The sequence below is a fragment of the Streptomyces sp. RKAG293 genome (assembly GCF_023701745.1).
GTDB lineage: Bacteria > Actinomycetota > Actinomycetes > Streptomycetales > Streptomycetaceae > Actinacidiphila.
Genome location: NZ_JAJOZB010000001.1, coordinates 3,277,379 through 3,302,338 on the forward strand (window position 1 = coordinate 3,277,379; position 24,960 = coordinate 3,302,338).

The following is a 24,960-nucleotide window of genomic DNA, read 5'->3' on the forward strand; positions in this document are numbered from 1 at the left end:
CGGGTGCTACACGTCGTAGAGCTCCTCCAGCACCCGCGCCACCCCGTCCTCGTCGTTCGAAGCGGCCCGCAGCGGCGCCGCGGCCAGGACGTCCGGGTGCGCGTTGCTCATCGCGTAGCCGGCTCCTGCCCAGGTCAGGGTGGACAGGTCGTTCGGCATGTCGCCGAAGGTGACCACCTCGGAGGCGCCGATCCCGCGGGCCGCGCACCACAGGGCGAGCGTGCCGGCCTTGGTGACGCCGGGCGAGCTGACCTCCAGCATGCCGGAGCCGCCGGAGTGCGTGACCTCGACGCCGGTGAGCGCGGCGTCGTGCGCCGCGGTCATCATCAGGTCCGCGTGGTGCCGCGAGGAGTGCACGAGGAGCTTGACGATGTCCTCGTCCGACTCCCACAGCTCGGCGGCGGTCTCCACGATCACCTCCTGGAAGTCCTTCTTCCCGAAGTCCCGCTCGCTGATCAGGCGGTGGCCGGTCTCCAGGGCGAGCGTCGAGCCGGGCAGCACCGCGACGAGCGCCTCCGCCGCCTTGCGCGCGACGGCCGTCGGCATCAGCCGCGCGTCGAGGAACTGCCGGCCGGGGACGTCGTAGACGATCGCGCCGTTGCAGCAGATCGCGGTCCCCTCGTGCCCGGCGCCCTCGGCGATGCCGTCGACGTAACGCGGCGGCCGCGCCGTCACGAAGACGACCTCGGCACCCGCGGCCGCCACCGACCGCAGTGCCCGCCGGGTCCGCTCCGAGACCGTTCCGTCGCTGCGCAGCAGCGTGCCGTCGAGGTCGGTGGCCACCAGCCGGGGAGGGGTTCGGGAGGGGGAAGCAGTCATGTTCGGATCATGGCAGATACGCCGGAAAAGGGTGGAGACGGGAGGTGGAGGCAGGGCGGCCTGGGGTGAAACGACGGGGGGTGCGGAGGGGGGCGGAAAAGGGTGGGGGCGGCGTCTCCGCACGAGACGCCGCCCCCGGTGAGGGTGGAGATGGTTCTACGGGGTCACCGGCTGTCGTTGCCGGACGGGTCCGCCGCCGCGCGGCCCGCTTCGAGGCGGGCGACCGGGATCCGGAACGGGGAGCAGGAGACGTAGTCGAGTCCGACCTCGTGGAAGAAGTGGACGGACTCGGGGTCGCCGCCGTGCTCACCGCAGACGCCGAGCTTCAGGCCGGGGCGCGCCGCGCGGCCGGCTTCGCAGGCGGAGCGGATGAGAGCGCCGACGCCGTCCCGGTCGATGGTCTCGAACGGGGAGACGCCGAAGATGCCCTTCTCCAGGTACGCGGTGAAGAACGAGGCCTCCACGTCGTCGCGGGAGAAGCCCCACACCGTCTGGGTCAGGTCGTTCGTGCCGAAGGAGAAGAACTCCGCGGCCTCGGCGATCTGGCCGGCGGTCAGCGCGGCACGGGGCAGTTCGATCATCGTGCCGAGCGTCAGCTTGAGGTTTATGCCGGTGGCGGCCTCCACCTCGGCGATGACCTTCTCGGCCTCCTCGCGGACGATCTCCAGCTCCTGGACGGTGCCCACGAGCGGAATCATGATCTCCGGACGCGGATCGCCCTTCATGTCCTTGCGGTGCGCGGCCGCCTCGGCGATCGCCCGTACCTGCATGGAGAACAGACCGGGAATGACGAGGCCGAGCCGGACGCCGCGCAGACCCAGCATCGGGTTCTGCTCGTGGAGCTTGTGGACGGCCTGCAGCAGGCGCAGATCGTTCTCGTTGGCGTCCTTGCGGGACTCCGCGAGCGCCACCCGCACCGACAGCTCGGTGATGTCGGGCAGGAACTCGTGCAGCGGCGGGTCGAGGAGGCGCACCGTCACCGGCAGGCCGTCCATCGCCTCGAAGAGCTCGATGAAGTCGGCCTTCTGCAGCGGCAGCAAGGCACCCAGTGCCTCGTCGCGCTCGCTGTCGGTGTCGGCGAGGATCAGCCGCTCGACCAGCTCGCGCCGCTCGCCGAGGAACATGTGCTCGGTACGGCACAGCCCGATGCCCTGGGCGCCGAAGCGCCGGGCGCGGTTGGCGTCCTCGGCGTTGTCGGCGTTGGCCCGTACCCGCAGCCGGCGGACCCGGTCGGCGTAGGCCATGATCCGGTGGACGGCCTGGACCAGCTCGTCGGCGTCGTCGGCGCCCGCGTGCATCCGGCCCTCGAAGTACTCGACGACCGGGGACGGGACGACCGGCACCTCACCGAGGTAGACCTTGCCGGAGGAGCCGTCGATGGAGACGACGTCGCCCTCTTCGATGACGATCCCGCCGGGCGCGGTCATCCGGCGCCGCTTGGTGTCGACCTCCAGCTCCTCGGCGCCGCACACACAGGTCTTGCCCATGCCGCGGGCGACGACGGCGGCGTGCGAGGTCTTGCCGCCGCGCGAGGTCAGGATCCCCTCGGCGGCGATCATGCCGTTGAGGTCGTCCGGGTTGGTCTCCCGGCGGATCAGGATGACCTTCTCGCCGGACCGCGACCACTTGACGGCGGTGTACGAGTCGAAGACGGCCTTGCCGACGGCCGCGCCGGGCGAGGCGGCGATGCCCCAGCCGAGCCGCGTGACCTTCGAGTCCTCCTCGAAGCGCGGGAACATCAGCTGCGCGAGCTGCGCCCCGTTGACCCGCTGCAGCGCCTCGGCCTCGTCGATCAGACCCTGGTCGACGAGCTGGGTGGCGATCCGGAAGGCGGCCGCCGCGGTGCGCTTGCCGACGCGGGTCTGCAGCATCCACAGGTGGCCGCGCTCGATGGTGAACTCGATGTCGCACAGGTCCTTGTAGTGCGTTTCGAGCGTCGTCATGATCTGCATGAGCTGGTCGTACGACGCCTTGTCGAGGCCTTCGAGATCGGCGAGCGGCACGGTGTTGCGGATGCCCGCGACGACGTCCTCGCCCTGCGCGTTCTGCAGGTAGTCGCCGTAGACGCCCTGGTGGCCGGTGGCCGGGTCACGGGTGAAGGCGACGCCGGTGCCCGAGTCGGGGCCGAGGTTGCCGAAGACCATGGAGCAGATGTTGACGGCCGTACCGAGGTCGCCGGGGATGCGCTCCTGGCGGCGGTAGAGCTTGGCGCGGTCGGTGTTCCACGAGTCGAAGACCGCGCGCACGGCGAGGTCCATCTGCTCACGAGGCTCCTGCGGGAACTCGCGGCCCGCCTCCTTGAGCACGATGCCCTTGAACTCCTCCACGAGCTGCTGGAGGTCGGCCGCGTCGAGACCGAGGTCGCTCTCGGCGCCCTTGGCGCGCTTGATCTCCTCGAGGGCCTCCTCGAAGAGCTCGCCGTCCACGCCCATGACGGTCTTGCCGAACATCTGCAGCAGCCGGCGGTAGGAGTCCCACGCGAAGCGCTCGTCCCCGGCCTGGGCGGCGAGCCCGGCCACCGAGGCGTCGGACATGCCGATGTTGAGGACGGTGTCCATCATGCCGGGCATGGAGAACTTGGCCCCGGACCGCACGGACACCAGCAGCGGGTTGTCCGGCTGGCCGAGCTTCTTGCCCATCTTCTGCTCGAGGGCGTCGAGGTGCGCACTCACCTCGTCGCGGAGCTCCGCCGGTTCGTGGCCGGAGTCCAGGTAGACCTTGCACGCCTCGGTCGTGATGATGAAGCCCGGAGGGACGGGCAGACCGAGGTTGGTCATCTCGGCGAGGTTCGCACCTTTTCCGCCGAGCAGGTCTTTGAGTTCCTTGTTGCCCTCAGTGAAGTCGTAGACGAACTTCTGCGATACCTGTTCCGACACGGGACTCGACTCCTCGTGAGGTCCCCCCGGACAGGGTCTGGGGGAGGGATGCCCTGACGGCGGGGAGCGTACCCATTCCCAAGGCTTTGCAGCACGTCCATCACCACATCAGACGGCCGTAACCACCCGTCTGCCACTAGATCGAAAGTAACGCGCCGCAGCGGTGCGCGCCGGATTCCGTTCACTTGTCGAACCGACGACCGCGCAGCGTGGTGCGTTCACCGATCGGAGTTCACTCAGCGTGAGAAATCGTTGATCAAGTGGACGGGCCGGGATGGCACTGAGTGCCATCCCTTGGAGAGGTGCAGTCATGACGTCGCGCTCATCTGAGCGCAACCCCCATCAAACGTGGCGTGAATCACGCGCTCGCGAGAGCCCCGCTGGACGCTCCATCTCACCTTTCGGACGTCCGGGGACATCCGTCCGCCGAGGGACGCCGCGCGAGACGCCGAGCGAGGACGTCAGCCGCCCGACGTGTCCAGCTCGGCTTCCGGGCTGACGGCGGCGCAGTCGTACGGGTCGTTCAGCCAGCCGTCCGGGAGCACGACGCGGTTGTTGCCCGCGGTGCGGCCGCGCGGGCCCTCGGCGCTCTCGGGCCAGGGCTGGTCGAGGTCGACGGCGGCCAGGTGCTCGTCCAGCTCGGCGAGGGAGGAGGAGACGGCGAGGCTGCGGCGCAGCTGGGAGCCGACCGAGAAGCCCTTGGTGTACCAGGCGACGTGCTTGCGGAAGTCGATCACTCCGCGCTCCTCGTCGCCGATCCACTCGCCGAGCAGCTCCGCGTGCCGCCGCATGACGACGGCGACCTCCTTGAACGTCGGCCGGGCCTGCGCGTCCCCGCCCTCCATCGCGCTGACCAGGTCGCCGAAGATCCACGGGCGGCCGAGGCAGCCGCGGCCGACCACGACGCCGTCGGCACCGGTCTCGCGCATCATGCGCAGCGCGTCGTCGGCGCGCCAGATGTCGCCGTTGCCGAGCACCGGGATCTCCGGGACGTGCTCCTTGAGGCGGGCGATGGCGTCCCAGTCGGCGGTGCCGCCGTAGTGCTGTGCGGCGGTGCGGCCGTGCAGGGCGACCGCGGTGACGCCCTCCTCGACCGCGATCCGGCCCGCGTCGAGATACGTCAGGTGGTCGTCGTCGATGCCCTTGCGCATCTTGATGGTGACCGGCAGGTCCCCCGCGCTGCCGACCGCCTCGCGCAGGATGGAGCGCAGCAGGTTCCGCTTGTACGGAAGGGCCGAGCCGCCGCCCTTGCGGGTCACCTTGGGGACCGGGCAGCCGAAGTTGAGGTCGATGTGGTCGGCCAGGCCCTCGTCCGCGATCATGCGGACGGCCTTGCCGACGGTCACCGGGTCGACGCCGTAGAGCTGGATGGAGCGCGGCTTCTCCGTCGCGTCGAAGCGGATCAGGCGCAGCGTCTTGGAATCCCGCTCGACGAGCGCCCGGGTGGTGATCATCTCGCTGACGAACAGCCCCTTGCCGCCGGAGAACTCACGGCACAGCGTGCGGAAGGGCGCGTTGGTGATCCCGGCCATGGGGGCGAGAACCACCGGCGGCCACACGGTGTGCGGGCCGATCTGAAGTGGCATGGTGGCGTCAGCGGTCATGGCCCCATTGTCGCGTACGCCGGACGGGGATTTCGATGTACCGTTCACGTATATGTGTGCCCTTGGCCACGAGGGCGAGGAACAGCTGATCCCAGGAGGCCCGACGTGCCGGAACTGAGCTCCCGGCGCCGCATGCTCGTGCTGGCGATCTGCTGCATGAGCCTGCTCATGGTCAGCCTCGACAACACGATCCTCAATGTGGCGCTGCCCTCCATGCAGAAGGAGCTGCACGCCTCGGTCTCCGGTCTGCAGTGGACGATCGACGCGTACACGCTGGTGCTGGCCTCGCTGCTGATGCTCGCCGGCTCGACCGCCGACCGGATCGGCCGCCGCCGGGTCTTCCAGACCGGTCTGGTGCTCTTCACCGCGGGCTCGGTGCTCTGCAGCCTGGCGCCCAGCCTCAACTGGCTGATCGTCTTCCGGATGGTGCAGGCGGTCGGCGGCTCGATGCTCAACCCCGTCGCGATGTCGATCATCACCAACACCTTCACCGACCCCCGGGAGCGCGCCCGCGCGATCGGGGTGTGGGGCGGCGTCGTCGGCGTCAGCATGGCGGCGGGCCCGGTGCTCGGCGGACTGCTCGTCCAGACCGTCGGCTGGCGTTCCATCTTCTGGATCAACCTCCCGGTCGGACTGCTCGCCCTGGCCCTGACCGCCCGCTACGTGCCCGAGTCCCGCGCCCCCAAGGCGCGCCGGGTGGACCCGGTCGGCCAGCTGTTCGTCATCGCCCTGCTCGGCTCCCTGACGTACGCGATCATCGAGGCGCCGGACGCGGGCTGGACGTCGCCGCTGATCCTCGGCTGCCTGGCGGTCGCCATCGGCTCGCTCGCCGGGCTGCTGAGCTACGAACGGCGCCGCGTGGACCCGCTGATCGAGCTCGGCTTCTTCCGCAGTGCGCCCTTCAGCGGCGCGACGGTCATAGCGGTGAGCGCCTTCGCGGCGCTGGGCGGCTTCCTCTTCCTCAACACCCTGTACCTGCAGAACACCCGCGGCCTTTCCGCCCTCGACGCCGGGCTCTACATGCTGCCGATGGCCGTCATGTGCCTGGTCTTCGCCCCGCTGTCCGGGCGGCTGGTCGGCAACCGGGGGCCACGGCTGTCGCTGGTGCTCGCGGGTACGGCGATGACGATCAGCGGCGTGATGTTCGCGGCGCTGGACGCCGAGTCCTCCAACACGCTGCTGTTCACCTCGTACGTCCTCTTCGGCATCGGGTTCGGGCTGGTCAACGCGCCGATCACCAACACGGCCGTGTCCGGGATGCCGCGCTCGCAGGCCGGGGTGGCCGCCGCCGTCGCCTCCACCAGCCGCCAGGTCGGGCAGTCGCTGGGGGTGGCCGTGATCGGCGCCGCCCTCGCCGCCGGGCTGCACACCACCGCCTGGTGGATCATCGCCGGCTGCGGCGCCGTCGTCCTGCTCCTCGGCACGCTGACCACCGGCCGCTGGGCCGCCGGGACCGCGGAACGGGCCGCGGAACGGTTCCGGGAGCCGGCGCCCCGGACGGTCGGGACCGAAGCGGTCACGAACTCCTGACTACGACCGGCCCGCCGACGCGAGAACGGGCCGCGCGTCGCTCGCGGCAGGGCCGCACAGCTCGTACAGCCGCTGCAGCCGGGTACGCGTCACGTCGTCCGCCGGGGTGTACGTCACGAGCCGCGGCCCGGAGCGCGGGCCGAGCCACAGATGGGTGAAGTCGAAGGTGAGCAGCCCGACCTGCGGGTTCAGATAGCGCTTGGAGCGGTTGTCGGGCTGGAGCACCTCATGGCGCTCCCAGGCCTCGCAGAACTCCGGTGACGCCTGCTGGAGACGCTTGAGAAGCGACTTCCAGGCCGGCTCCGCGAGGTGCTCGGCCATCGCGGACCGGAATTTGGCGGCCATCAGCCGGATCACCTCTTCCCGGTCGATCAGCGCCTCGCGCCAGGCCGGGTCGGTGAAGGCGAGCCACATGATGTTGCGGTCCTCGAAGGGCCGCGCGTCCAGATCGTCGACCAGCCGCCCGTAGGTGCGGTTGTACGCGATCACGTCGTGCCGGCTGTTGGCGACGAAGGCCGGCAGCGGTTCCAGCTGCTCCAGCATCAGACGGATCTGGTCCGACATGCCGGGGCAGTCGGCGAAGGGGCTGGGGTCGGCGACCCCGGCGAGGGTGAACAGGTGCACGCGCTCGTTCGGGTCGAGCATCAGGGCCCGGGCGATGGCGTCGGCGACCTGCGCGGACACCTGGATGTCCCGGGCCTGCTCCAGCCACGTGTACCAGGTGACGCCGACCGCGGCGAGACCCGCGACCTCCTCGCGGCGCAGCCCGGGCGTGCGGCGCCGCCGCCCCGCCGGCAGTCCGACCTGCTCGGGAGCGATGCGCTCACGGCGGCTGCGCAGGAACGAGGCGAGCTCGCGCCGCTTGATGTCGGCGTCCGACTCGTGCTGCGCGGGGTGCGTCGTCGTAGGCATGCTTCCAGCATGCCGGATCGCGGAGCCAGTTGCGTGGTGGTTCTTATACCTGGATAAACGCTCTCTGGTACCACCCTGAAAACGGGCGCATGGTTGCTCACGTGACCCCAATGGAACGTACTCCCGTCCTCCCCTCCCGTGCCCTGGTCCTGCCCCGGGTGACGCGCATCGGCACTCCCCCGGCCCCCGCGGGCCCCACCGCTCCGGCCGGTCCCGTGCTGACCGCACTCGGCCTGTTCACCGTGCTGCTCGGCGCGGCCCTGCCGCTGATCGACTTCTTCATCGTCAACGTCGCGCTGCCGACCATCGACCGCGACCTCGCCGCAGGACCGGCCCTGCTGGAGCTGGTGGTGGCCGGCTACGGCACCGCGTACGCCGTGCTCCTGGTGCTCGGCGGACGGCTCGGCGACATGTTCGGCCGCCGCCGGCTCTTCCTCGCCGGGATGGCCGCCTTCGGCCTGACCTCGCTGGCCTGCGGCCTCGCGCCGGACGCCTGGACGCTGGTCGGCGCCCGGGTGGCGCAGGGCGCCGCGGCCGCGCTGATGCTCCCCCAGGTGCTCGCCACCATCCAGTCCTCCACCGCCGGAACGCGGCGCGCCCGCGCGCTCAGCCTCTACGGCGCCACGGCCGGTCTGTCGATGGTCGCCGGACAGATCCTCGGCGGCGTCCTGGTGGCCGCCGACATCGCCGGCACCGGATGGCGCGCGGTGTTCCTGGTGAACGTGCCGGTCGCTCTGATCGGCCTGCTCCTGGCGGCCCGCACCATCCCCGAGACCCGCTCCGAGCGCCCCGCCCCGATCGACGTCCCGGGCACCGTCTTGCTGGCCGTCTCCCTGGTGACGCTGCTGGCGCCGCTGACCGAGGGCCGCGCCTCCGGCTGGCCGCTGTGGACCTGGATCTCGCTCGCCGCCTTCCCGTTCGCGGCCTACGCGTTCTACGCCGTCGAGCGCCGCGCGGACCGGCAGGGCCGCACCCCGCTGGTGCCGCCGAGCCTGTTCGAACTGCCCGGCATCCGGCGCGGACTGCCGCTCGTCGTGCCGTTCTCCATCGGCTTCGGCGGCTTCATGCTCGTGATGGCGGTGGCCCTGCAGCAGGGCCTGGCCTTCGGACCGGTCGCGGCCGGTGCCGCGATGGCCCCGCTGGCCGCCACCTTCTTCGCCGCCTCCCTGATGGGCCCGCGCCTGGTCGCGCGGTACGGCAGCCGGGTGGTCACGGTCGGCGGCCTGATCCAGGCGCTCGGCGTCCTCCTCCTGGTCACCGCCGCCCTGCACGACTGGCAGCACCTGAACGTCCTCGCCCTCGCCCCGGGCATGGCGGTGGCCGGCTTCGGCCAGGGCCTGCAGCTCCCGGTGCTCTTCCGCATCGTCCTCGCGGAGGTGCCCGCCGAGCGGGCGGGCGTCGGCAGCGGCGTCATGGTCACCACCCAGCAGTCCGCCCTCGCCCTCGGCGTCGCGACCCTCGGCACCCTCTTCCTCGCCCTGATCCCCGCGGCCGGCATGCGGAACGCCCTGGTCATCACCCTGCTCGTGCAGCTCGGCGCGATCGCCCTGACGATCCTGCTCAGCCTGCGGCTCCCCCGCCATGTCTCCTGAACTGAATGACAAATATTGAAATCTGTCACTCCATATGCCATGCTTCAGACACCCCCTCCACCGCCCAAGGAGCACCCCGTGCTGAAGCGCACCCTCGGAACCACCGGCCCCTCCGTCTCCGCCCTCGGCCTCGGCGCCATGGGCATGTCGGCCCTCTACGGCGGCAGTGACGACGCCGAGTCGACCGCCACCCTCCACGCCGCACTCGACGCCGGTGTCACCCTCATCGACACCGGTGACTTCTACGGCATGGGCCACAACGAACTCCTCATCCGCGACGCCCTGCGCAGCAGCTCCCAGGGCCGCGACCAGGCCGTCATCAGCGTCAAGTTCGGCGCGCTGCGCGACATCGACGGCGGCTGGTCCGGCTACGACGGCCGCCCCGCCGCCGTGAAGAACTTCCTCGCCTACTCCCTCAACCGCCTCGGCACCGACCACATCGACATCTACCGGATCGCCCGCGTCGACCCCGACGTGCCGATCGAGGAGACCGTCGGCGCCATCGCCGAGCAGGTCCAGGCCGGCCACGTCCGGCACATCGGCCTCTCCGAGGTCGGCGCGGACGCCCTGCGCCGGGCCGCGGCCACCGCCCCGATCTCGGATCTGCAGATCGAGTACTCGCTCTTCTCCCGCGGCATCGAGGCCGAGATCCTGCCCACCGCCCGTGAACTGGGCATCGGCGTCACCGCCTACGGCGTCCTCTCCCGAGGACTCCTCAGCGGCCACTGGACCCGCGAGCGCTCCGCCCGGAGCAGCGCCACCGGCGACTTCCGCGGCATGAGCCCGCGCTTCTCCGGCGACAACCTGGACCGCAACCTCGACCTCGTCGAGGCGCTCCGCAAGATCGCCGGGGCCAAGGGCGTCACCGTCGCGCAGGCCGCGATCGGCTGGGTGCTCGCGCAGGGCCCCGACATCGTGCCGCTCGTCGGCGCCCGCCGCCGCGACCGCCTCACCGAGGCGCTCGGCGCCCTCGACATCACCTTCGACGCGGCCGACCTCGCGGCCATCGAGTCCGCCGTCCCCGCGGGCGCGGCAGCGGGCGCCCGCTACCCGCAGGCACAGATGGCCCACCTGGACAGCGAGAAGTAGCCCTCCCGGCGGGAGTACGGGTACGTGGGCACGCCGCACCGTCGCGCCTGCGGCGGACTTCGGACGCCGGCCCGGACGAACCTGCTGTGACGTGAGGGGGACGGGGCCGCAGGGGGAGGGGTCCGAAATGCTGCCGAGCCATTTGTGGGCCCCCAGGGCCCGTGAATAGTCGATTTCGGACCCCTCCCCCGGATGGCCCGGCCCCCGACCCCCCACACTGGGGACGTACGACAACGCACCGAAAGGCCCCCCATGCCGCCCCCGCCCAGGACCCTCACCACCGACCGCATCCTCGAAGCCACCGAGGACGTGCTCCGCCGCTACGGCCCCGCCAAGGCCACCGTCGTGGACGTCGCGCGAGCCCTGGGCGTCAGTCACGGCACCGTCTACCGGCACTTCGCCAGCAAGGCCGCGCTCCGCGAGGCCGTCACCCAGCGCTGGCTGGACCAGTCGCACTCCACGCTCGCCGCCATCGCGGCCGGCCCGCACCCCGCGCCCGAACGGCTGCGCCAGTGGCTGACGGAGCTGTTCGCGGCGAAGCGCCGCAAGGCCGGCGGTGACCCGGAGCTGTTCGCGACGTACATGGCGCTCGCGGGCGAGGCCAGCGCGGTGGTCGCGCAGCACGTCGAGGACCTCGTGGGCCAACTCTCCACCATCGTCAGCGACGGACTCACACGCGGCGAGTTCTCCCTGCCCGAACCCACCGACCCCGCCACCATCGCCCGCGCCATCTGGGACGCCACCGGCCGCTTCCACGACCCGGTGTACGCGGCCGAGTGGTCGCAGCCCGGCATCGACGCCGCCTTCGACGCGGTCTGCGACCTCCTGCTCAACGGGCTTCGCCCTCAGAACACCCCACCCACATAGTCGACATCCACCGACCCCGACCCCGCCGTCGCGTCGATGATCCGCGGCGACGTGCTCTCCTCCAGACCCGCCGCGTACTCCCGCGACCCGCTCCCGCTGCGCCCGACCACCTGGTAGTGGGAACCCGGCGGGACGCCGATCGTGACGGCGCCGGAGCCCACCTTCGCCGTCACCTTGTCCGGGGCCGAGGTGAACGCCAGGTCCAGCGAACCGGAGTTCGCCCCCACGTCCGCCGTCCGAGAGGAGAGCCCGGTGCCCTCGAGGGCACCTGATCCGGTGCGGGCCCAGACGGTGCCGCCGACGTCGGTCAGGGTCGTGGACCCCGAGGTGCTCGTCAGGTCCAGGCGGCCGGTCGTGCCGCGCACGTCCGTGGATCCCGAGGTGCCCACGACCTGGATCTCGATCTCCGGCGGGACGTCGAACTCCAACTTCACCGAACAGTCCAGGCCGGTCAGCGACCACCAGCCGGGGCACTCCGCCTGCACCTTCAGCACACCGCCATCCCACACCTTCCTGACCTGTGGCTTCGTCGTCGACCAGGTCAGCGTCTGCCGGACCCGCACCTGGCCGGCCGGACCGGGCCGCACCGTCACCGACGCGTTGCCCGCGTCCACCTGCAACCGCTGGACCCGGCCTCCCCCGGGCGGGACTTCGAGCGACTGGGTGGGCCCGGGGCGGTGCCCGCCGAAGTACGCCCAGGTCTCCACGGCCATCGGCGACACGATGAACAGCGCGCTGATCACCGCGACCACCAGCCAGACCCCCCGGTGCCGGCGGCGATCACCACCCGCACCGCCTCCCGGGCTCACGCCCCCTCCAGGAACCGCAGCACCGCGAGCACCCGCCGGTGATCCCCGTCCGCCACCGGCAGATCGAGTTTCGCGAAGATGTTGTTGATGTGCTTGGCGACCGCGCTCTCGCTGACCACGAGTTGCTCGGCGATACCCGCGTTCGAGCGCCCCTCCGCCATCAGCGAGAGCACTTCGCGCTCACGCGGCGTCAGCCGCTCCAGCGGGTCGGAGTTGCGGCGCAGCAGAAGCTGCGCGACGACCTGCGGGTCGAGCGCGGTGCCGCCGTTCGCGACGCGGCGCAGCGCGTCGATGAACTCCTCGACGTCCGCGACCCGTTGCTTGAGCAGATAGCCGATGCCGCCGCCGTGGGACGACAGCAGATCGGCCGCGTACCGCTCCTCGACGAACTGGGAGAGCAGCAGCACCGCGGTGTCCGGCCACTGCCGGCGGATCATCAGGGCGGCCCGTACGCCCTCGTCGGTGAAGCCGGGCGGCATCCTGACGTCCACCAGGGCCAGTTGCGGCCGGTGCTCGTCGACGGCCGTCAGCAGGGCCTCGGCGTCGCCCACTTCGGCGGCGACCTCGAAGCCCGCGGTCTCCAGGACCTTGACCAGTCCGATGCGCAACAGGACCGAGTCCTCGGCGATTACAGCCCGCACGGCAACTCCACAGTGATGATGGTCGGGCCCCCGGCGGGGCTGCTGATTCTGATCGATCCGTCGACGGAGCCGACGCGCTGCGCGAGCCCGGCCAGGCCGGTACCGCCCGCCACGTCCGCGCCGCCGATCCCGTCGTCGGTGACGGTCACCCGCAGGTCGTCCCCGCGCCACCGCACCTCGACGTCCACCCGCTCCGCGCGGGCGTGCTTGGCGACGTTGGCGAGCGCCTCGGAGACCACGAAGTACGCGACGGCCTCCACGGTGGGCGACGCCCGCCGCTCCATGTCCACCTTCAGATGGACGGGCAGCGGCGCCCGCGCGGCGACACCCGACAGTGCCGCGTCCAGACCCCGGTCGTCCAGGACGGCCGGATGCAGGCCGCGCACCAGGTTGCTGAGCTCCTCGATGGCTTCCTTCGCCTCGCGGTGCGCCTCGTCGATCACCTTGCGCGCCTCGGGCGGCAGGTCCTTGAGGGTGGCGCGGGCCAGGCCGAGGTTCATCGCGAGGGACACCAGCCGCTGCTGCGCGCCGTCGTGCAGATCGCGTTCGATCCGGCGGCGTTCGGCGTCCGCGGCGTCCACCACTCCCGCCCGGCTCTCGGCGAGGTCCTCGACGCGGCGCCGCAGTTCCCTGGCCCGGTTGGGCCCCAGCAGCGCGGCGGCGGCCGAGGTGTCGAGCCGGGTGACGGCGGCGGCCAGGAAGGGCGCCAGGAGCAGCAGGACGACCCCGGCGGCGGTGACGAGCGTGTAGCGCGCGGTCCAGCCGGGCAGCCGGTCCTCGACGGGCAGCGCCCACACCCAGGAGAAGACCAGCGCGCCGGAGATCCCCGCGACCCAGGTGCAGACGACGAGCACCGCTCCTGCCGCCGCCAGCGGGGCGGCCAGCAGGTGGTAGCCCAACTGCCGCCAGGTCGCCTCCGAGCGCAGCCACTGCCAGCCGCCGCGCGGGGTGTACCAAGGGCTCGCCCGCGGCACCGGGGGGACGTTCAGGCCCAGCAGCGACCAGAACCGGCTGCGCTGGAGCATCGTCAGCGGGCCGCACACCAGGGGCAGCACGGGCAGCAGGATCACCGACCGCCAGTCCGTCACGAGGTCGAAGACCATCAGGGCGCTCACCCCGGCCAGCGGCACGCCCGCCGTGACGAACGCCGTGTTCCGCCATGCCCAGGCCGACCACGGGGCGTAGCCGGCGGCCTGCTGGAGTGCACGCCGCAGCGGCCCTGTTGATGCCATGCGCTCACCGTAGAGCCCCAGGTGGGGCGGTGTGCATCCCGTAGGGGTCCGCTCTCGGGGTATAGCCAGCACCACCACAGGTCGGTCCCGGGCGTTACTGACCCGCGCGGGTCCGGCGACGAGGCTGGTTCCGTACCCGACCGCCGGGTCCGGAAGGAGTTCCCCCACCATGTCCGTCCTGGAGATGCCGGTCACCCGGATCCGTCCGACCGCCACCGAGTACGGCGGCACCGGCGCCGAGATCATCGAGTTGTACGCCGTTCCGGAGCCGGAGCCGCGCCGCCCCAGACCGCTCGGCTACGTCCTGATCGCGCTCGGACTGGCCCTGATCCCCTGGCTGTTCGTCCTCGCGACCTCACTCCCGGCCACCGCACAGGCGTCCCACTGGTCGACCGCCTGGGTGGGCCTGGACGCCCTGGAGGCCGTCGGCCTCATCGGCACCGGCCTCCTCCTGCGCCGCCGCGACCACCGCCGCGGCATCGTGGCCGCCGCCACCGCGATGCTGCTGGTGGTCGACGCCTGGTTCGACGTCACAACAGCCGCCCCTGGAGCGGACATCGCGTCCGCGCTCCTGATGGCGGCCTGCCTCGAACTGCCGCTGGCCGCGCTGTGCGCGGTACTGGCCGTACGGGCATCCGCACGCGCGAACTGCCCCAGCTGACCCTGAGGCCCAGTTCATGCGTCCGCACACGCAAACGCCGGTGGGGCTTGAGGTATCAAGCCCCACCGGCGCCTACGGCAACAGATCAGCAGCCGAGCAGTCGGCCACCCAGGTACGACTGGATCTGGTCCAGCGACACGCGCTCCTGCTTCATGGTGTCGCGCTCGCGCACCGTCACCGCGTTGTCGTCGAGGGTGTCGAAGTCGACGGTGACGCAGAACGGCGTACCGATCTCGTCCTGCCGACGGTAGCGGCGGCCGATGGCACCCGCGTCGTCGAACTCGATGTTCCAGTTCTTCCGCAGGTCGGTCGCCAGGCCCTTGGCCTTCGGCGACAGCTGCGGGTTGCGGGACAGCGGCAGGACGGCGACCTTGACCGGCGCCAGGCGCGGGTCGAGGCGCATGACCGTGCGCTTCTCCATGACGCCCTTGGCGTTGGGCGCCTCGTCCTCGTTGTACGCGTCGAGCATGAAGGCGAGCATGGCGCGGTTCACGCCCGCCGCCGGCTCGATGACGTACGGGAACCAGCGCTCGCCGGCCTCCTGGTCGAAGTACGAGAGGTCCTGGCCGGAGGCCTCGGAGTGCGCCTTGAGGTCGAAGTCGGTGCGGTTGGCCACACCCTCCAGCTCGGAGAACTCGTTGCCACCGAAGTTGAAGCGGTACTCGATGTCAGTGGTGCGCTTCGAGTAGTGGGACAGCTTCTCCTTGGCGTGCTCGAACCAGCGCATGTTGTCCGGGTTGAGGCCCAGGCCGGTGTACCAGTTCCAGCGCTGCTCCATCCAGTACTCGTGCCACTGCTCGTCCTCGCCCGGCTTGACGAAGAACTCCATCTCCATCTGCTCGAACTCGCGGGTCCTGAAGATGAAGTTGCCGGGCGTGATCTCGTTGCGGAAGCTCTTGCCGGTCTGGGCGATACCGAACGGCGGCTTCTTGCGCGAGGTCGTCTGCACCTGGGCGAAGTTGGTGAAGATGCCCTGGGCGGTCTCCGGCCGCAGGTACGCGACGGAGCCCGCGTCCTGGGTCGGGCCGAGGTGCGTCTGCAGCATGCCGGAGAACTGCTTGGGCTCGGTGAACGCGCCCTTGTTGCCGCAGTTCGGGCAGTTGATGTCGGCGAGACCGTTGGCCGGCGGACGGCCGTGCTTGGACTCGTACGCCTCCTCCAGGTGGTCCGCGCGGTAGCGCTTGTGACAGGAGGTGCACTCGGTCAGCGGGTCCGAGAACGTCGCGACGTGGCCGGACGCCTCCCAGACCTCGCGCGCCAGGATGACCGACGAGTCGAGTCCGACAACGTCGTCGCGCGAGGTGACCATGGAGCGCCACCACTGGCGCTTGATGTTCTCCTTGAGCTCGACGCCGAGTGGCCCGTAGTCCCAGGCGGCCTTCGAGCCGCCGTAGATCTCACTGCACGGGAATACGAAGCCTCGGCGCTTGCTCAGGCTGACGATGGTGTCGATCTTGTCGGCGGCCACGGTGCTCTCTTCAGTACGACGAAGCGGTCAGTTGCCCCAGGTTACCGGCGGGCCCGGTCCCCATATCAAATCGGTTCCGGCGGAACTCCAGGGATCGAAGGCAATTGACAATCGTTTCCACTTCAGATGAAAATGAGTGTCATGAACAAACGCCACCGTCTGATACCCGCCGCCGTCGCCGGAACCGCCGCCCTGGGCCTGCTCACACTGAGTGCCTGCTCGGCTTCGGACGCTGCGGACGGCGCGGGGAGCAACGGGAAACTGAAGGTCACGGCGTCCTTCTACCCCATGGAATTCCTGGCGAAGGAGATCGGCGGCGATCATGTCGCCGTGACGGCGCTCACCAAGCCGGGCGTCGAGCCGCACGATCTGGAGCTCACCCCGCGGCAGACCGCCGCCCTCGGCAAGGCCGACGTGATCGTCTACCTCAAGGGCCTGCAGCCCGCCGTCGACGAGGCCGTCAAGCAGTCCGGCGTCAAGAACACCGCCGACGCCGCGTCGCTGACCACGCTCGAGGAGCACGGCACCGAGGTCGACGGCCATGCGCACACCACCGGCGACAACCACTCCGGCGAGGGCGAGGCCGGCGCCGACCCGCACGTCTGGCTCGACCCGGTGAAGTACGCCGAGGTCGCCAAGGGCGTCAACACCACGCTCGCCAAGGCCGACCCGGACAACGCCGCCACATACCAGAAGAACACGGACGTGCTGGTCAAGAAGTTGGACGCGCTGAACAACCAGTTCAAGGACGGTCTCAAGAACCGCGCCTCCGACACCTTCGTCACCACCCACGCGGCCTTCGGCTACCTCGCCGAGCGCTACGGCCTGGTCGAGGAGGCCATCGGCGGCATCGACCCCGAGGCCGAGCCCAGCGGCGCCCGCATCAAGGCCCTGCAGCAGCTCTCCGCGAAGCACCACGTCACGACGGTCTTCTTCGAGACGCTCGCCAGCAACGCCACCGCCAAGACCCTGGCCGGCGACCTGAAGCTCAGGACCGATGTACTGGACCCCCTCGAGGGCATCACCGACAAGTCCAAGGGCACCGACTACTTCGAGGTCCAGCAGAGCAACCTCAAGGCCCTGCAGACGGCGCTCGGCAGCAAGTGAAGGACGCGATGACGGAGCAGAGGACGGAGCACCTGGTGAAGGAGGCGGGCATGACGGAGACGGACGGGCGGCCGGTCCCGGTCATATCCCTGCGCGGGGCGACGGCCTCGCTCGGATCCCGGCCCGTACTGCGCGGGGTGGACCTGGCGGTAGGCCGCGGCGAGGTCGTGGCGCTGCTCGGCGCCAACGGCTCCGGCAAGTCGACGGCGGTCCGCGCCGTCGTCGGCCAGGTGCCGCTCAGCGAGGGCCGCCTCGAGTTGTTCGGCACCCCGCTCAAGCGCTTCCGCGACTGGGCCAGGATCGGCTACGTCCCACAGCGCACCACCGCCGCGAGCGGAGTGCCCGCGACCGTCCGCGAGGTGGTCTCCGCCGGCCGGCTGGCCCGTACCCGGCTGCGGCCGCTCGGCCGGGCCGACCGCGCGGCGGTCGACCGGGCGCTGGAGCTGGTCGGCATGGCCGACCGCGCCAGGGACTCCGTCAACGCGCTGTCCGGCGGCCAGCACCAGCGGGTGCTCATCGCCCGCGCGCTGGCCGTGGAGCCCGAACTGCTGATCATGGACGAGCCGATGGCGGGGGTCGACGTCGCCAGCCAGGAGATCCTGGCCGGCACCCTGCGCGAGCAGGTCGCGGGCGGCGCCACCGTGCTGCTCGTCCTGCACGAGCTCGGGCCGCTGGAGCCGCTGATCGACCGCGCGGTGGTGCTGCGGGACGGCTGCGTCGTCCACGACGGACCGCCGCCGCGCGCCGTCGGCCAGCACGCGCTGCCCGGCCACGACCATGTGCACCCGCACGCCGCACACGACGCCGAACCGATCAGGACGGGGCTGCTGAGCTGATGGACATCCTCGACTACGCGTTCATGCAGCGGGCCCTGATCGCGGCCGTCCTGGTCGGCATCACCGCCCCCGCCATCGGCATCTACCTCGTCCAGCGCCGCCAGGCGCTGATGGGCGACGGCATCGGCCATGTCGCGATGACCGGCGTCGGCCTGGGCTTCCTGCTCAACGCCAGCCCGATCTGGATGGCCACCGCCGTGGCCGTCGTCGGCTCCGTCGCCATCGAGCTGATCCGCTGGTACGGCAAGACGCACGGCGACATCGCGCTCGCGATGCTCTTCTACGGCGGCATGGCCGGCGGCGTGATGCTGATGAGCATGTCCGACACGGGTTCCAACGCGAACCTCGTCACGTACCTCTTCGGCTCGCTCAACACCGTCTCGCCGCAGGACGTCACGACCATCTGCGTGCTCGCCGCATTCGTGGTGCTCGTCACAGTCGGGCTGCGCCGGCAGCTCTTCGCGATCTGCCAGGACGAGGAGTTCGCCCGCGTCACGGGTCTGCCGGTCCGGCTGCTGAACCTGCTCGTGGCGGTCACCGCCGCCGTCACCGTCACCGTCGCGATGCGCGTCGTCGGCCTGCTGCTCGTCAGCGCCCTCATGGTCGTCCCGGTCGCCGCCGCCCAGCAGCTGTCCCGCAGCTTCGCGATGACGTTCGCGCTGGCGGTCCTCATCGGCGTCACGGTCTCGCTCTCCGGAGCCGTCACCTCGTTCTACGTGGACGTACCGTCGGGACCGACGATCGTTCTGCTGGCCATCGCCATCTTCATCGCCCTGGCGCTGCTCGCCGGTCCGCTGGCAAGAAAACGGGCCCGAGGTTCCGCTGCCACCGCGGAACGGTGCACCCTGGAGGTACCCGCCGCGCGCGTCCCCCAGGACGACGTTCGGGTTTAGCCCCGGTGGCCTGACACAATGACGACCGACCGGACATCTGGACGGTGACGGTTACGACCGAGAAGGAGGCGTCGGTGACGACCACCAAGCCCCCCGTGCAGGGCCGATCGACCCGGCAGCGCGCTGCCGTCGCCGCCGCGCTCGACGAGGTCGAGGAATTCCGCAGCGCCCAGGACCTCCACGACCTCCTCAAGCACCGCGGCGACTCCGTCGGCCTCACCACCGTCTACCGCACGCTGCAGTCCCTCGCCGACGCCGGCGAGGTCGACGTGCTGCGCACGGACGACGGCGAGTCCGTCTACCGCCGCTGCTCCGACGGCCACCACCACCACCTCGTCTGCCGCATGTGCGGCAAGGCCGTCGAGGTCGAGGGCCCGGCCGTCGAGAAGTGGGCCGAGGCCATCGCCACCGACCACGGCTTCGTCAACGTCGCCCACACCGTGGAGATCTTCGGCACCTGCGCCGAGTGCGCCACCCCGGCACCCCCGAAGGACGCCTGACCGCTGCGCGGTCCCGCACGTCATAGCGAAAGCCGATGGTCCGCCGCGGGTACGCGGCGGACCATCGGCTTTCGTGCTCACCCGGGACTCACGCCCTGCTCAGCCGCGCTTGTCGGCGTCCGGGATGAGGTCGTTCGGGAGGGCGCCGCCGAAGCGGCGGTCGCGGGAGGCGTATTCGTGGCAGGCGCGCCAGAGGTCGCGGCGGTCGAAGTCGGGCCACAGGACGTCCTGGAAGACCATCTCGGCGTAGGCGGTCTGCCAGAGCAGGAAGTTGGAGGTGCGCTGCTCGCCGGAGGGGCGGATGAAGAGGTCCACGTCCGGCATGTCCGGGTAGTACAGGTACTTCGCGAAGGTCTTCTCGTTGACCTTCGAGGGGTCGAGCTTGCCGGCCTTCACGTCCGCGGCCATGGCGGCGGCCGCGTCCGCGACCTCCGCGCGGCCGCCGTAGTTGACGCAGAAGTAGAGCGTCATGGCGTCGTTGTCCTTCGTCTGCTCCTGGGCGACCTGGAGCTCCTGGACGACGGACTTCCACAGCTTGGGCATCCGGCCCACCCAGCGGATGCGGATGCCGAGCTCGTCCATCTCGTCGCGGCGGCGGCGGATGACGTCCCGGTTGAAGTTCATGAGGAAGCGCACCTCGTCGGGCGAGCGCTTCCAGTTCTCGGTGGAGAAGGCGTACAGGGAGAGGTTCTTGACGCCCAGCTCGATGCTGCCCTTGAGGACGTCGAGGACGACGGACTCGCCGACCTTGTGGCCCTCGGTGCGCGGGAGGCCGCGCTCCTTCGCCCAGCGGCCGTTGCCGTCCATGACGATGGCGACGTGCTGCGGCACCAGCTCCCCCGGGATCTTCGGGGGCACCGCGCCCGACGGGTGTGGGTCCGGAGTCCGGTACTCCGGTCGGGAACGGCCCAGAATCCCGCGACGTGCCATGCGCGTTGCCTCTCCTACATCTCGGTACTGCGTACTGCCAGGTCCACCGCGCGCTGCCGCGCGCTACTTCTCGACGAACTTCAGCGACCGCAGCCCACGCTCCAGGTGCCACTGCAGATACGCCGCGACCAGCCCACTGCCCTCCCGGCAGAAGTGCGGCTCGCAGGCGTCCGCCGTCTCCCAGTCACCGCCCAGCAGCGCGCCCAGCAGTTCCAGGGACTCCCGTGAGGGTACGACGCTTCCCGGCACACGGCACTCGGCGCAGACGACTCCTCCCGCCCCTACCGAAAAGAACCGGTTCGGCCCGTCCATACCGCATTTGGCACAGTTGTCGAAGCTCGGCGCGTAGCCGTTCACGGCCAGCGAGCGCAGCAGGAAGGCGTCGAGGATCAGCCGTGGCTGGTGCTCGCCGGCGGCCAGGGTGCGCAGCGCGCCGACGAGGAGCAGGTACTGCTGGACGGCCGGTTCGCCCTCGTGGTCGGTGAACCGTTCCGCCGTCTCCAGCATCGCCGTGCCGGCGGTGTAGCGGTCGTAGTCGGCCGCGATGGCGCTACCGTACGGAGCGATCGTCTCACCCTGTGTGCACAACGGCAGTCCGCGCCCGACCAGTTCCCCGCCCCGCGCGAACAGCTGCACGTCGACGTGGCTGAACGGCTCCAGCCGCGCCCCGAACTTCGATTTCGTGCGGCGGACTCCCCTGGCCACCGCCCGCACCCGCCCGTGCCGGCGGGTGAGCAGCGTGATGATCCGGTCCGCCTCACCCAGCTTCTGGGTGCGCAGCACGATGCCGTCGTCGCGGAACAGACTCATACGGCCCATTGTCCCGTACGGGAGGGGGCCGCCGGGCCCCCGGCCCGTGGAGCGAGAGCTCTGCCCCGGTACGGGCACAGCTGTGCCCCGGTACGGGCTCCGAGCAGCTCGTACCGGGGCACGGCGGGACGGTCAGACGAACCGGACCGAGCGCAGTTTCAGCCGCTCGGATCCGTGGCCGGTGAAGGCCCGCAGCGTGAAGGAGTCACCCTCGCAGCCCGGGTCGGTGAAGACGACGGCGCGGGCGTCGGTGCGGTTCAGCGGGCTGTGCGCGGGCGAGCTCGCCGACGGGTCGGCGACCTCCGGCAGCGTGATGCACTCCTCGCTCGTCGGGTCGGACAGGGTGGCCGTCTGCTGGCTGCCGTCCAGGCCGGAGTACGTGTAGACGAAAGTCCCTTCGGCCGCGTCCGCCGGGGCGGACAGGGTCAGGACGAGGGCGAGGGCACCGAGGGACGCGGCGGCCGAATGACGAATGCGCATGGGGACAGGCTCCTGTGAGAAGGCGTACTGGACGCCTGAGCCCTTCCGCCGATGCGCCGGCGTTGCACCTCACCGGCCTGCGGAAACGATTCGCTGTCACCCGGACGGCCGCGCCCGGGGGCGGCGCCGTCCGGCATCGGGGGGACGCGTCAGGACGGCGCGCCCGCGGCCTCGGCAAGGAGCCGGTCGGTGTCTCCCGCGGGCAGCGACAGACAGCGGCCGACCGCGACCAGCGCCTCCCGCTCGGCGGGAAGGTAGGGACCGTCGGCGAGGGCGATCCGCGCCCCCTGCAGCAGGATCCGTTCGCGCCCCTGCGGCGCGAGGTGCGCGGAGAGCGGCTCCAGGGCCTCGTGGAGCTCGATGGAGAGCCAACTGCCGCAGCCGTCGAGGGCGTCGGCGAAGGAGTCGGGGCCGAGGGCGTCGGCGGCGCCGGGGAACCGGCCCGCGTCGGCGACGATCGCCGCCAGCAGTCCGAGGAGCTGGTCCTCCGTGCAGTCGGTGAAGCCGGCGGCGCGCACCGCGCGGACGGCCTCCTCCCGGGCCGGCCGGCCGGCGGCCCCGCCCGCCGTCAGCACGGCGAGCGCGACGGTGTGGACGGCGTCGCGCAGCATCGCGGAGAACCGGGCCGTCGTGGGGTGGTCGAGCGTCTCGGCACCGAAGTGCCCGTGGCAGCCGCTGCATTCGATGACGACACCGGCCGGCCCCCGCGTCAGCAGGGGAACGTTGAGCACGGTGAGGCGCCGCGTGCCGCTGCGCCGGTGATAGGCGCGGTCGCCACCGCAGTCGGGGCAGAAGAACTCGCCGTCATCCTCGGTGTGCCATGCGGTGCGCACACCCCAGAAGCACAGCCCTCGCAGCTGAACCACGTTGCACCCTCCGGCGTTTCGTCCCGGTACGCACCGATCCGGCACGCACATGTGCGTAACGCCTCGGCAACGGTGCCGTTACTGCTGCCGTGATGTTAGCCACACCAGTGACGCGCAGTCAGTACCGCGTAAGGGGGGATTTCCGGATCGGCCGGCTCCGCACGGCGTCGTAGCAGGTCACAGCGGGTCGGCCCGGGAAGAGGATTGACGCGATCTCGCTGTTGGCCGGCACCCCGGCGGTCGGTGGGCGCAGGACAGGGGTTTCCGGGCGTACCGGGCACGTTCCGGGGCCCGTTCGGCCCGCGTCCCCGGACGCGGCAACGGCCGCGGCGGGCCCGTGAAGGCCGCCGCGGCCGTTGCCGCAGGAGTTCGTCCGTGAGCCGGCCGGCCGGACTCAGGAACGGATCCGGAAGGGCTCAGGAACGGATGGACTCACCCGAAGGCGTCACTCAGCGGGCCGCCCGGTTGACGGCCGAGACGACCGCCTTCAGGGAGGCGCGCGTGGTGTTGGGGTCGATCCCGATGCCCCACAGCACCTTGCCGTCGATCGCGCACTCGATGTACGACGCCGCCCGGGCGCTCGCGCCCTCGCTCAGCGTGTGCTCGGTGTAGTCCAGCAGCCGCGCGTCGATGCCGACCGAGGACAGCGCGTCGAAGAACGCGGAGATCGGACCGTTGCCGCGACCGGTCAGCACCGTCGCGACACCGTCCACGACGGCTTCCACGGTCAGCGCGTCGCCGCCGTCGGTCGTGGTCTCGGCCTGGGCGGAGCGCAGTTCGATGCGGCCCCAGGCGTTCTCCGTCGTCGGCAGGTACTCGTCGCGGAAGGACGCCCAGATCTCGGCCGGCGTGATCTCGCCGCCCACGTCGTCGGTCCTGGTCTGAATGATCTTGGAGAACTCGATCTGCATCCGGCGCGGCAGGTCCAGCTTGTGGTCGTTCTTCAGGACGTACGCGATACCGCCCTTGCCGGACTGCGAGTTGACCCGGATGACGGCCTCGTAGGAGCGGCCGACGTCCTTCGGGTCGATCGGCAGGTACGGGACGGCCCACGGGATCTCGTCGACGGTCTTGCCGGCGGCGGCCGCGTCGGCCTCCATCGCCTCGAAGCCCTTCTTGATGGCGTCCTGGTGGGAGCCGGAGAAGGACGTGTAGACCAGGTCGCCCGCATACGGGTGGCGCGGGTGGACCTCCATCTGGTTGCAGTACTCGGTGGTGCGGCGGATCTCGTCGATCTGCGAGAAGTCGATCTCCGGGTCCACGCCCTGGCTGAACAGGTTCATGCCCAGGGTGACCAGGTCGACGTTGCCGGTGCGCTCGCCCTGCCCGAACAGGCAGCCCTCGATCCGGTCCGCACCCGCCATGATCGCCAGCTCGGCGGCGGCCACCGCGGTGCCCCGGTCGTTGTGCGGGTGCACCGACAGGCACACGTTCTCGCGGCGCGACAGGTTGCGCGACATCCACTCGAAGCGGTCGGCGTGCGTGCTGGCGGCGGAGCGCTCGACGGTCGCCGGCAGGTTCAGGATGATCTCGCGGCCGGCCTCCGGCTGCCAGACGTCCATGACGCCCTCGCAGACCTCCAGGGCGAAGTCCAGCTCGGTGTCGGTGAAGATCTCCGGGCTGTACTGGTAGCCGAAGACCGTGTCGGAGCCCAGGATCTTCTCCGCGTACTCCATGACCAGCCGCGTGCCGTCCACGGCGATGGCCTTGACCTGCTCCTTGGTGCCGCGGAAGACCACCCGGCGGAAGACCGGCGCGGTCGCGTTGTACAGGTGCACGGTGGCCTGGCGGGCGCCGACCAGCGACTCGACGGTCCGCTCGATCAGCTCCTCGCGGGCCTGCGTCAGGACGGAGATCGTCACGTCCTCGGGGATCGCGCCCTCTTCGATGATGGAGCGCACGAAGGCGAAGTCGGTCTCGCCGGACGACGGGAAACCGACCTCGATCTCCTTGTAGCCCATCTTCACCAGCAGATCGAACATCGCCCGCTTGCGCGCCGGGGACATCGGGTCGATCAGGGCCTGGTTGCCGTCCCGCAGGTCCGTGGACAGCCAGCGCGGCGCCTTGGTGATCCGCGCGTTCGGCCAGCTGCGGTCGGCGATGTCGACGGCGTCGTAGGGCGCGTACTTGTGGATCGGCATCGCAGTGGGGCGCTGGCGCACGCTCGCCGCCGTGATGGGCGTGGGGCGGCCTACGGAATTCACGGGGTTCTGGGACATCTGCGGTGGGCTCCTCATGGGTCCGGCTCCAGTACGGCCGACGGCGATGCGCACGCCAGAACTCCGCGGGGAGGGGGTCGGCCTACGACTACAGGCCCTCGCCGCGGCAGCTAAGGAGAAGCAGCCCGAAACGCATGATGTGGACGACCATAGCCGAGCCCGCTCGGAAATCGCACCCGAAGCGCGCTCCCTCTCAGTATGCAAGACGAGTGGTTCTGT

Annotated in this window: 22 protein-coding genes; 9 read left to right on the forward strand and 13 right to left on the reverse strand. The window is 70.8% G+C overall.

Going from position 1 to position 24,960, the window contains the following annotated elements; translation table 11 throughout:
- Positions 1 to 6: 6 nt before the first annotated feature.
- The 3 genes from LNW72_RS14590 to dusB form a co-directional block, all read right to left on the reverse strand.
- Positions 7 to 819 (reverse strand): HAD family hydrolase, encoded by an 813-nt coding sequence (locus tag LNW72_RS14590; RefSeq protein WP_250975814.1) that lies wholly within the window; start codon positions 817 to 819, stop codon positions 7 to 9.
- Between the two features lie 164 nt (positions 820 to 983).
- Positions 984 to 3,695 (reverse strand): pyruvate, phosphate dikinase, encoded by a 2,712-nt coding sequence (ppdK, locus tag LNW72_RS14595; protein WP_250975815.1) that lies wholly within the window; start codon positions 3,693 to 3,695, stop codon positions 984 to 986.
- 461 nt (positions 3,696 to 4,156) lie between these two features.
- Positions 4,157 to 5,299: a tRNA dihydrouridine synthase DusB gene (gene dusB, locus LNW72_RS14600; protein WP_250975816.1), complete on the reverse strand. Its 1,143-nt coding sequence runs from the start codon at positions 5,297 to 5,299 to the stop codon at positions 4,157 to 4,159.
- Between the two features lie 105 nt (positions 5,300 to 5,404).
- Between dusB and LNW72_RS14605 the strand changes: the two genes are divergently transcribed.
- A complete protein-coding gene (locus tag LNW72_RS14605) occupies positions 5,405 to 6,829 on the forward strand; it encodes an MFS transporter (protein ID WP_250975817.1) in 1,425 nt (474 codons plus the stop codon).
- Here the strand turns inward: LNW72_RS14605 and LNW72_RS14610 are convergent, their stop codons facing one another.
- On the reverse strand, positions 6,830 to 7,741 hold the full coding sequence (locus LNW72_RS14610; RefSeq protein ID WP_250975818.1) for a helix-turn-helix transcriptional regulator: 912 nt from the start codon (positions 7,739 to 7,741) through the stop codon (positions 6,830 to 6,832).
- A 110-nt stretch (positions 7,742 to 7,851) separates the two neighbouring features.
- On the opposite strand from LNW72_RS14610, the gene LNW72_RS14615 reads away from it, so the two are divergent.
- The 3 genes from LNW72_RS14615 to LNW72_RS14625 all read left to right on the forward strand — a co-directional run bounded on the left by LNW72_RS14615 (position 7,852) and on the right by LNW72_RS14625 (position 11,289).
- Complete coding sequence (locus tag LNW72_RS14615) at positions 7,852 to 9,333, forward strand: MFS transporter (RefSeq protein ID WP_250980155.1); 1,482 nt, start codon at positions 7,852 to 7,854, stop codon at positions 9,331 to 9,333.
- Positions 9,334 to 9,411: 78 nt separating this feature from the next.
- Positions 9,412 to 10,422, forward strand: a complete 1,011-nt coding sequence (locus LNW72_RS14620) for an aldo/keto reductase (protein ID WP_250975819.1) — start codon at positions 9,412 to 9,414, stop codon at positions 10,420 to 10,422.
- A 252-nt stretch (positions 10,423 to 10,674) separates the two neighbouring features.
- The gene (locus tag LNW72_RS14625; RefSeq protein ID WP_250975820.1) at positions 10,675 to 11,289 is read left to right on the forward strand and encodes a TetR family transcriptional regulator; all 615 of its coding nucleotides are present in this window, start codon (positions 10,675 to 10,677) and stop codon (positions 11,287 to 11,289) included.
- Here LNW72_RS14625 and LNW72_RS14630 read toward each other — a convergent pair.
- The 3 genes from LNW72_RS14630 to LNW72_RS14640 are packed head-to-tail and all read right to left on the reverse strand — an operon-like array spanning position 11,268 to position 13,971.
- The gene (locus LNW72_RS14630) at positions 11,268 to 12,098 is read right to left on the reverse strand and encodes a DUF4097 family beta strand repeat-containing protein (protein ID WP_250975821.1); all 831 of its coding nucleotides are present in this window, start codon (positions 12,096 to 12,098) and stop codon (positions 11,268 to 11,270) included. The genes LNW72_RS14625 and LNW72_RS14630 overlap by 22 nt on opposite strands.
- Complete coding sequence (locus LNW72_RS14635) at positions 12,095 to 12,739, reverse strand: response regulator transcription factor (RefSeq protein WP_250975822.1); 645 nt, start codon at positions 12,737 to 12,739, stop codon at positions 12,095 to 12,097. Before LNW72_RS14635 ends, LNW72_RS14630 begins: the two co-directional genes overlap by 4 nt.
- Positions 12,727 to 13,971 (reverse strand): sensor histidine kinase, encoded by a 1,245-nt coding sequence (locus tag LNW72_RS14640; protein ID WP_250975823.1) that lies wholly within the window; start codon positions 13,969 to 13,971, stop codon positions 12,727 to 12,729. Before LNW72_RS14640 ends, LNW72_RS14635 begins: the two co-directional genes overlap by 13 nt.
- A 169-nt stretch (positions 13,972 to 14,140) precedes the next feature.
- Here LNW72_RS14640 and LNW72_RS14645 point away from each other — a divergent pair, with 169 nt between their 5' ends.
- Positions 14,141 to 14,632 carry a hypothetical protein gene (locus LNW72_RS14645; RefSeq protein WP_250975824.1) on the forward strand — a complete coding sequence of 164 codons (492 nt, stop codon included), beginning with the start codon at positions 14,141 to 14,143 and terminating at the stop codon, positions 14,630 to 14,632.
- Positions 14,633 to 14,717: 85 nt separating this feature from the next.
- Here LNW72_RS14645 and LNW72_RS14650 read toward each other — a convergent pair whose 3' ends face one another.
- Positions 14,718 to 16,100 (reverse strand): glycine--tRNA ligase, encoded by a 1,383-nt coding sequence (locus LNW72_RS14650; RefSeq protein ID WP_250975825.1) that lies wholly within the window; start codon positions 16,098 to 16,100, stop codon positions 14,718 to 14,720.
- Between the two features lie 141 nt (positions 16,101 to 16,241).
- Here LNW72_RS14650 and LNW72_RS14655 point away from each other — a divergent pair, with 141 nt between their 5' ends.
- From LNW72_RS14655 to LNW72_RS14670, 4 genes are all read left to right on the forward strand, one after another.
- A complete protein-coding gene (locus LNW72_RS14655) occupies positions 16,242 to 17,207 on the forward strand; it encodes a metal ABC transporter substrate-binding protein (RefSeq protein WP_250975826.1) in 966 nt (321 codons plus the stop codon).
- Positions 17,208 to 17,257: 50 nt separating this feature from the next.
- Entirely contained in the window at positions 17,258 to 18,043 is a 786-nt protein-coding gene (locus LNW72_RS14660) for a metal ABC transporter ATP-binding protein (protein WP_250980156.1), read from the forward strand.
- Positions 18,043 to 18,936 (forward strand): metal ABC transporter permease, encoded by an 894-nt coding sequence (locus tag LNW72_RS14665; protein WP_250975827.1) that lies wholly within the window; start codon positions 18,043 to 18,045, stop codon positions 18,934 to 18,936. The genes LNW72_RS14660 and LNW72_RS14665 overlap by 1 nt, the downstream gene beginning before the upstream one ends.
- 74 nt (positions 18,937 to 19,010) lie before the next feature.
- Complete coding sequence (locus LNW72_RS14670; RefSeq protein WP_250975828.1) at positions 19,011 to 19,436, forward strand: transcriptional repressor; 426 nt, start codon at positions 19,011 to 19,013, stop codon at positions 19,434 to 19,436.
- A 99-nt stretch (positions 19,437 to 19,535) separates the two neighbouring features.
- Here LNW72_RS14670 and LNW72_RS14675 read toward each other — a convergent pair whose 3' ends face one another.
- The 5 genes from LNW72_RS14675 to leuA form a co-directional block, all read right to left on the reverse strand.
- Entirely contained in the window at positions 19,536 to 20,366 is an 831-nt protein-coding gene (locus LNW72_RS14675; protein ID WP_250975829.1) for an isoprenyl transferase, read from the reverse strand.
- A gap of 63 nt (positions 20,367 to 20,429) precedes the next feature.
- The gene (gene recO / locus LNW72_RS14680) at positions 20,430 to 21,176 is read right to left on the reverse strand and encodes a DNA repair protein RecO (protein ID WP_138353201.1); all 747 of its coding nucleotides are present in this window, start codon (positions 21,174 to 21,176) and stop codon (positions 20,430 to 20,432) included.
- Between the two features lie 132 nt (positions 21,177 to 21,308).
- On the reverse strand, positions 21,309 to 21,656 hold the full coding sequence (locus LNW72_RS14685) for a hypothetical protein (protein ID WP_250975830.1): 348 nt from the start codon (positions 21,654 to 21,656) through the stop codon (positions 21,309 to 21,311).
- 149 nt (positions 21,657 to 21,805) lie between these two features.
- Positions 21,806 to 22,573, reverse strand: coding sequence for a TerB family tellurite resistance protein (locus LNW72_RS14690; protein WP_374117252.1), 768 nt, complete (start codon positions 22,571 to 22,573; stop codon positions 21,806 to 21,808).
- A gap of 398 nt (positions 22,574 to 22,971) precedes the next feature.
- The gene (gene leuA / locus LNW72_RS14695) at positions 22,972 to 24,741 is read right to left on the reverse strand and encodes a 2-isopropylmalate synthase (protein ID WP_374117253.1); all 1,770 of its coding nucleotides are present in this window, start codon (positions 24,739 to 24,741) and stop codon (positions 22,972 to 22,974) included.
- Positions 24,742 to 24,960 lie beyond the last annotated feature (219 nt).

Excerpts from the sequence above, each read along its gene's own strand:
- LNW72_RS14590 (WP_250975814.1), bottom strand. The coding sequence starts at position 819 with ATGACTGCTTCCCCCTCCCGAACCCCTCCCCGGCTGGTGGCCACCGAC.
- dusB (WP_250975816.1), bottom strand. The coding sequence starts at position 5,299 with ATGACCGCTGACGCCACCATGCCACTTCAGATCGGCCCGCACACCGTG.
- LNW72_RS14610 (WP_250975818.1), bottom strand. The coding sequence starts at position 7,741 with ATGCCTACGACGACGCACCCCGCGCAGCACGAGTCGGACGCCGACATC.
- LNW72_RS14615 (WP_250980155.1), top strand. The coding sequence starts at position 7,852 with ATGGAACGTACTCCCGTCCTCCCCTCCCGTGCCCTGGTCCTGCCCCGG.
- LNW72_RS14625 (WP_250975820.1), top strand. The coding sequence starts at position 10,675 with ATGCCGCCCCCGCCCAGGACCCTCACCACCGACCGCATCCTCGAAGCC.
- LNW72_RS14640 (WP_250975823.1), bottom strand. The coding sequence starts at position 13,971 with ATGGCATCAACAGGGCCGCTGCGGCGTGCACTCCAGCAGGCCGCCGGC.
- LNW72_RS14645 (WP_250975824.1), top strand. The coding sequence starts at position 14,141 with ATGTCCGTCCTGGAGATGCCGGTCACCCGGATCCGTCCGACCGCCACC.
- LNW72_RS14655 (WP_250975826.1), top strand. The coding sequence starts at position 16,242 with ATGAACAAACGCCACCGTCTGATACCCGCCGCCGTCGCCGGAACCGCC.
- LNW72_RS14660 (WP_250980156.1), top strand. The coding sequence starts at position 17,258 with ATGACGGAGACGGACGGGCGGCCGGTCCCGGTCATATCCCTGCGCGGG.
- LNW72_RS14665 (WP_250975827.1), top strand. The coding sequence starts at position 18,043 with ATGGACATCCTCGACTACGCGTTCATGCAGCGGGCCCTGATCGCGGCC.
- LNW72_RS14675 (WP_250975829.1), bottom strand. The coding sequence starts at position 20,366 with ATGGCACGTCGCGGGATTCTGGGCCGTTCCCGACCGGAGTACCGGACT.
- recO (WP_138353201.1), bottom strand. The coding sequence starts at position 21,176 with ATGAGTCTGTTCCGCGACGACGGCATCGTGCTGCGCACCCAGAAGCTG.
- LNW72_RS14685 (WP_250975830.1), bottom strand. The coding sequence starts at position 21,656 with ATGCGCATTCGTCATTCGGCCGCCGCGTCCCTCGGTGCCCTCGCCCTC.
- LNW72_RS14690 (WP_374117252.1), bottom strand. The coding sequence starts at position 22,573 with ATGTGCGTGCCGGATCGGTGCGTACCGGGACGAAACGCCGGAGGGTGC.
- leuA (WP_374117253.1), bottom strand. The coding sequence starts at position 24,741 with ATGTCCCAGAACCCCGTGAATTCCGTAGGCCGCCCCACGCCCATCACG.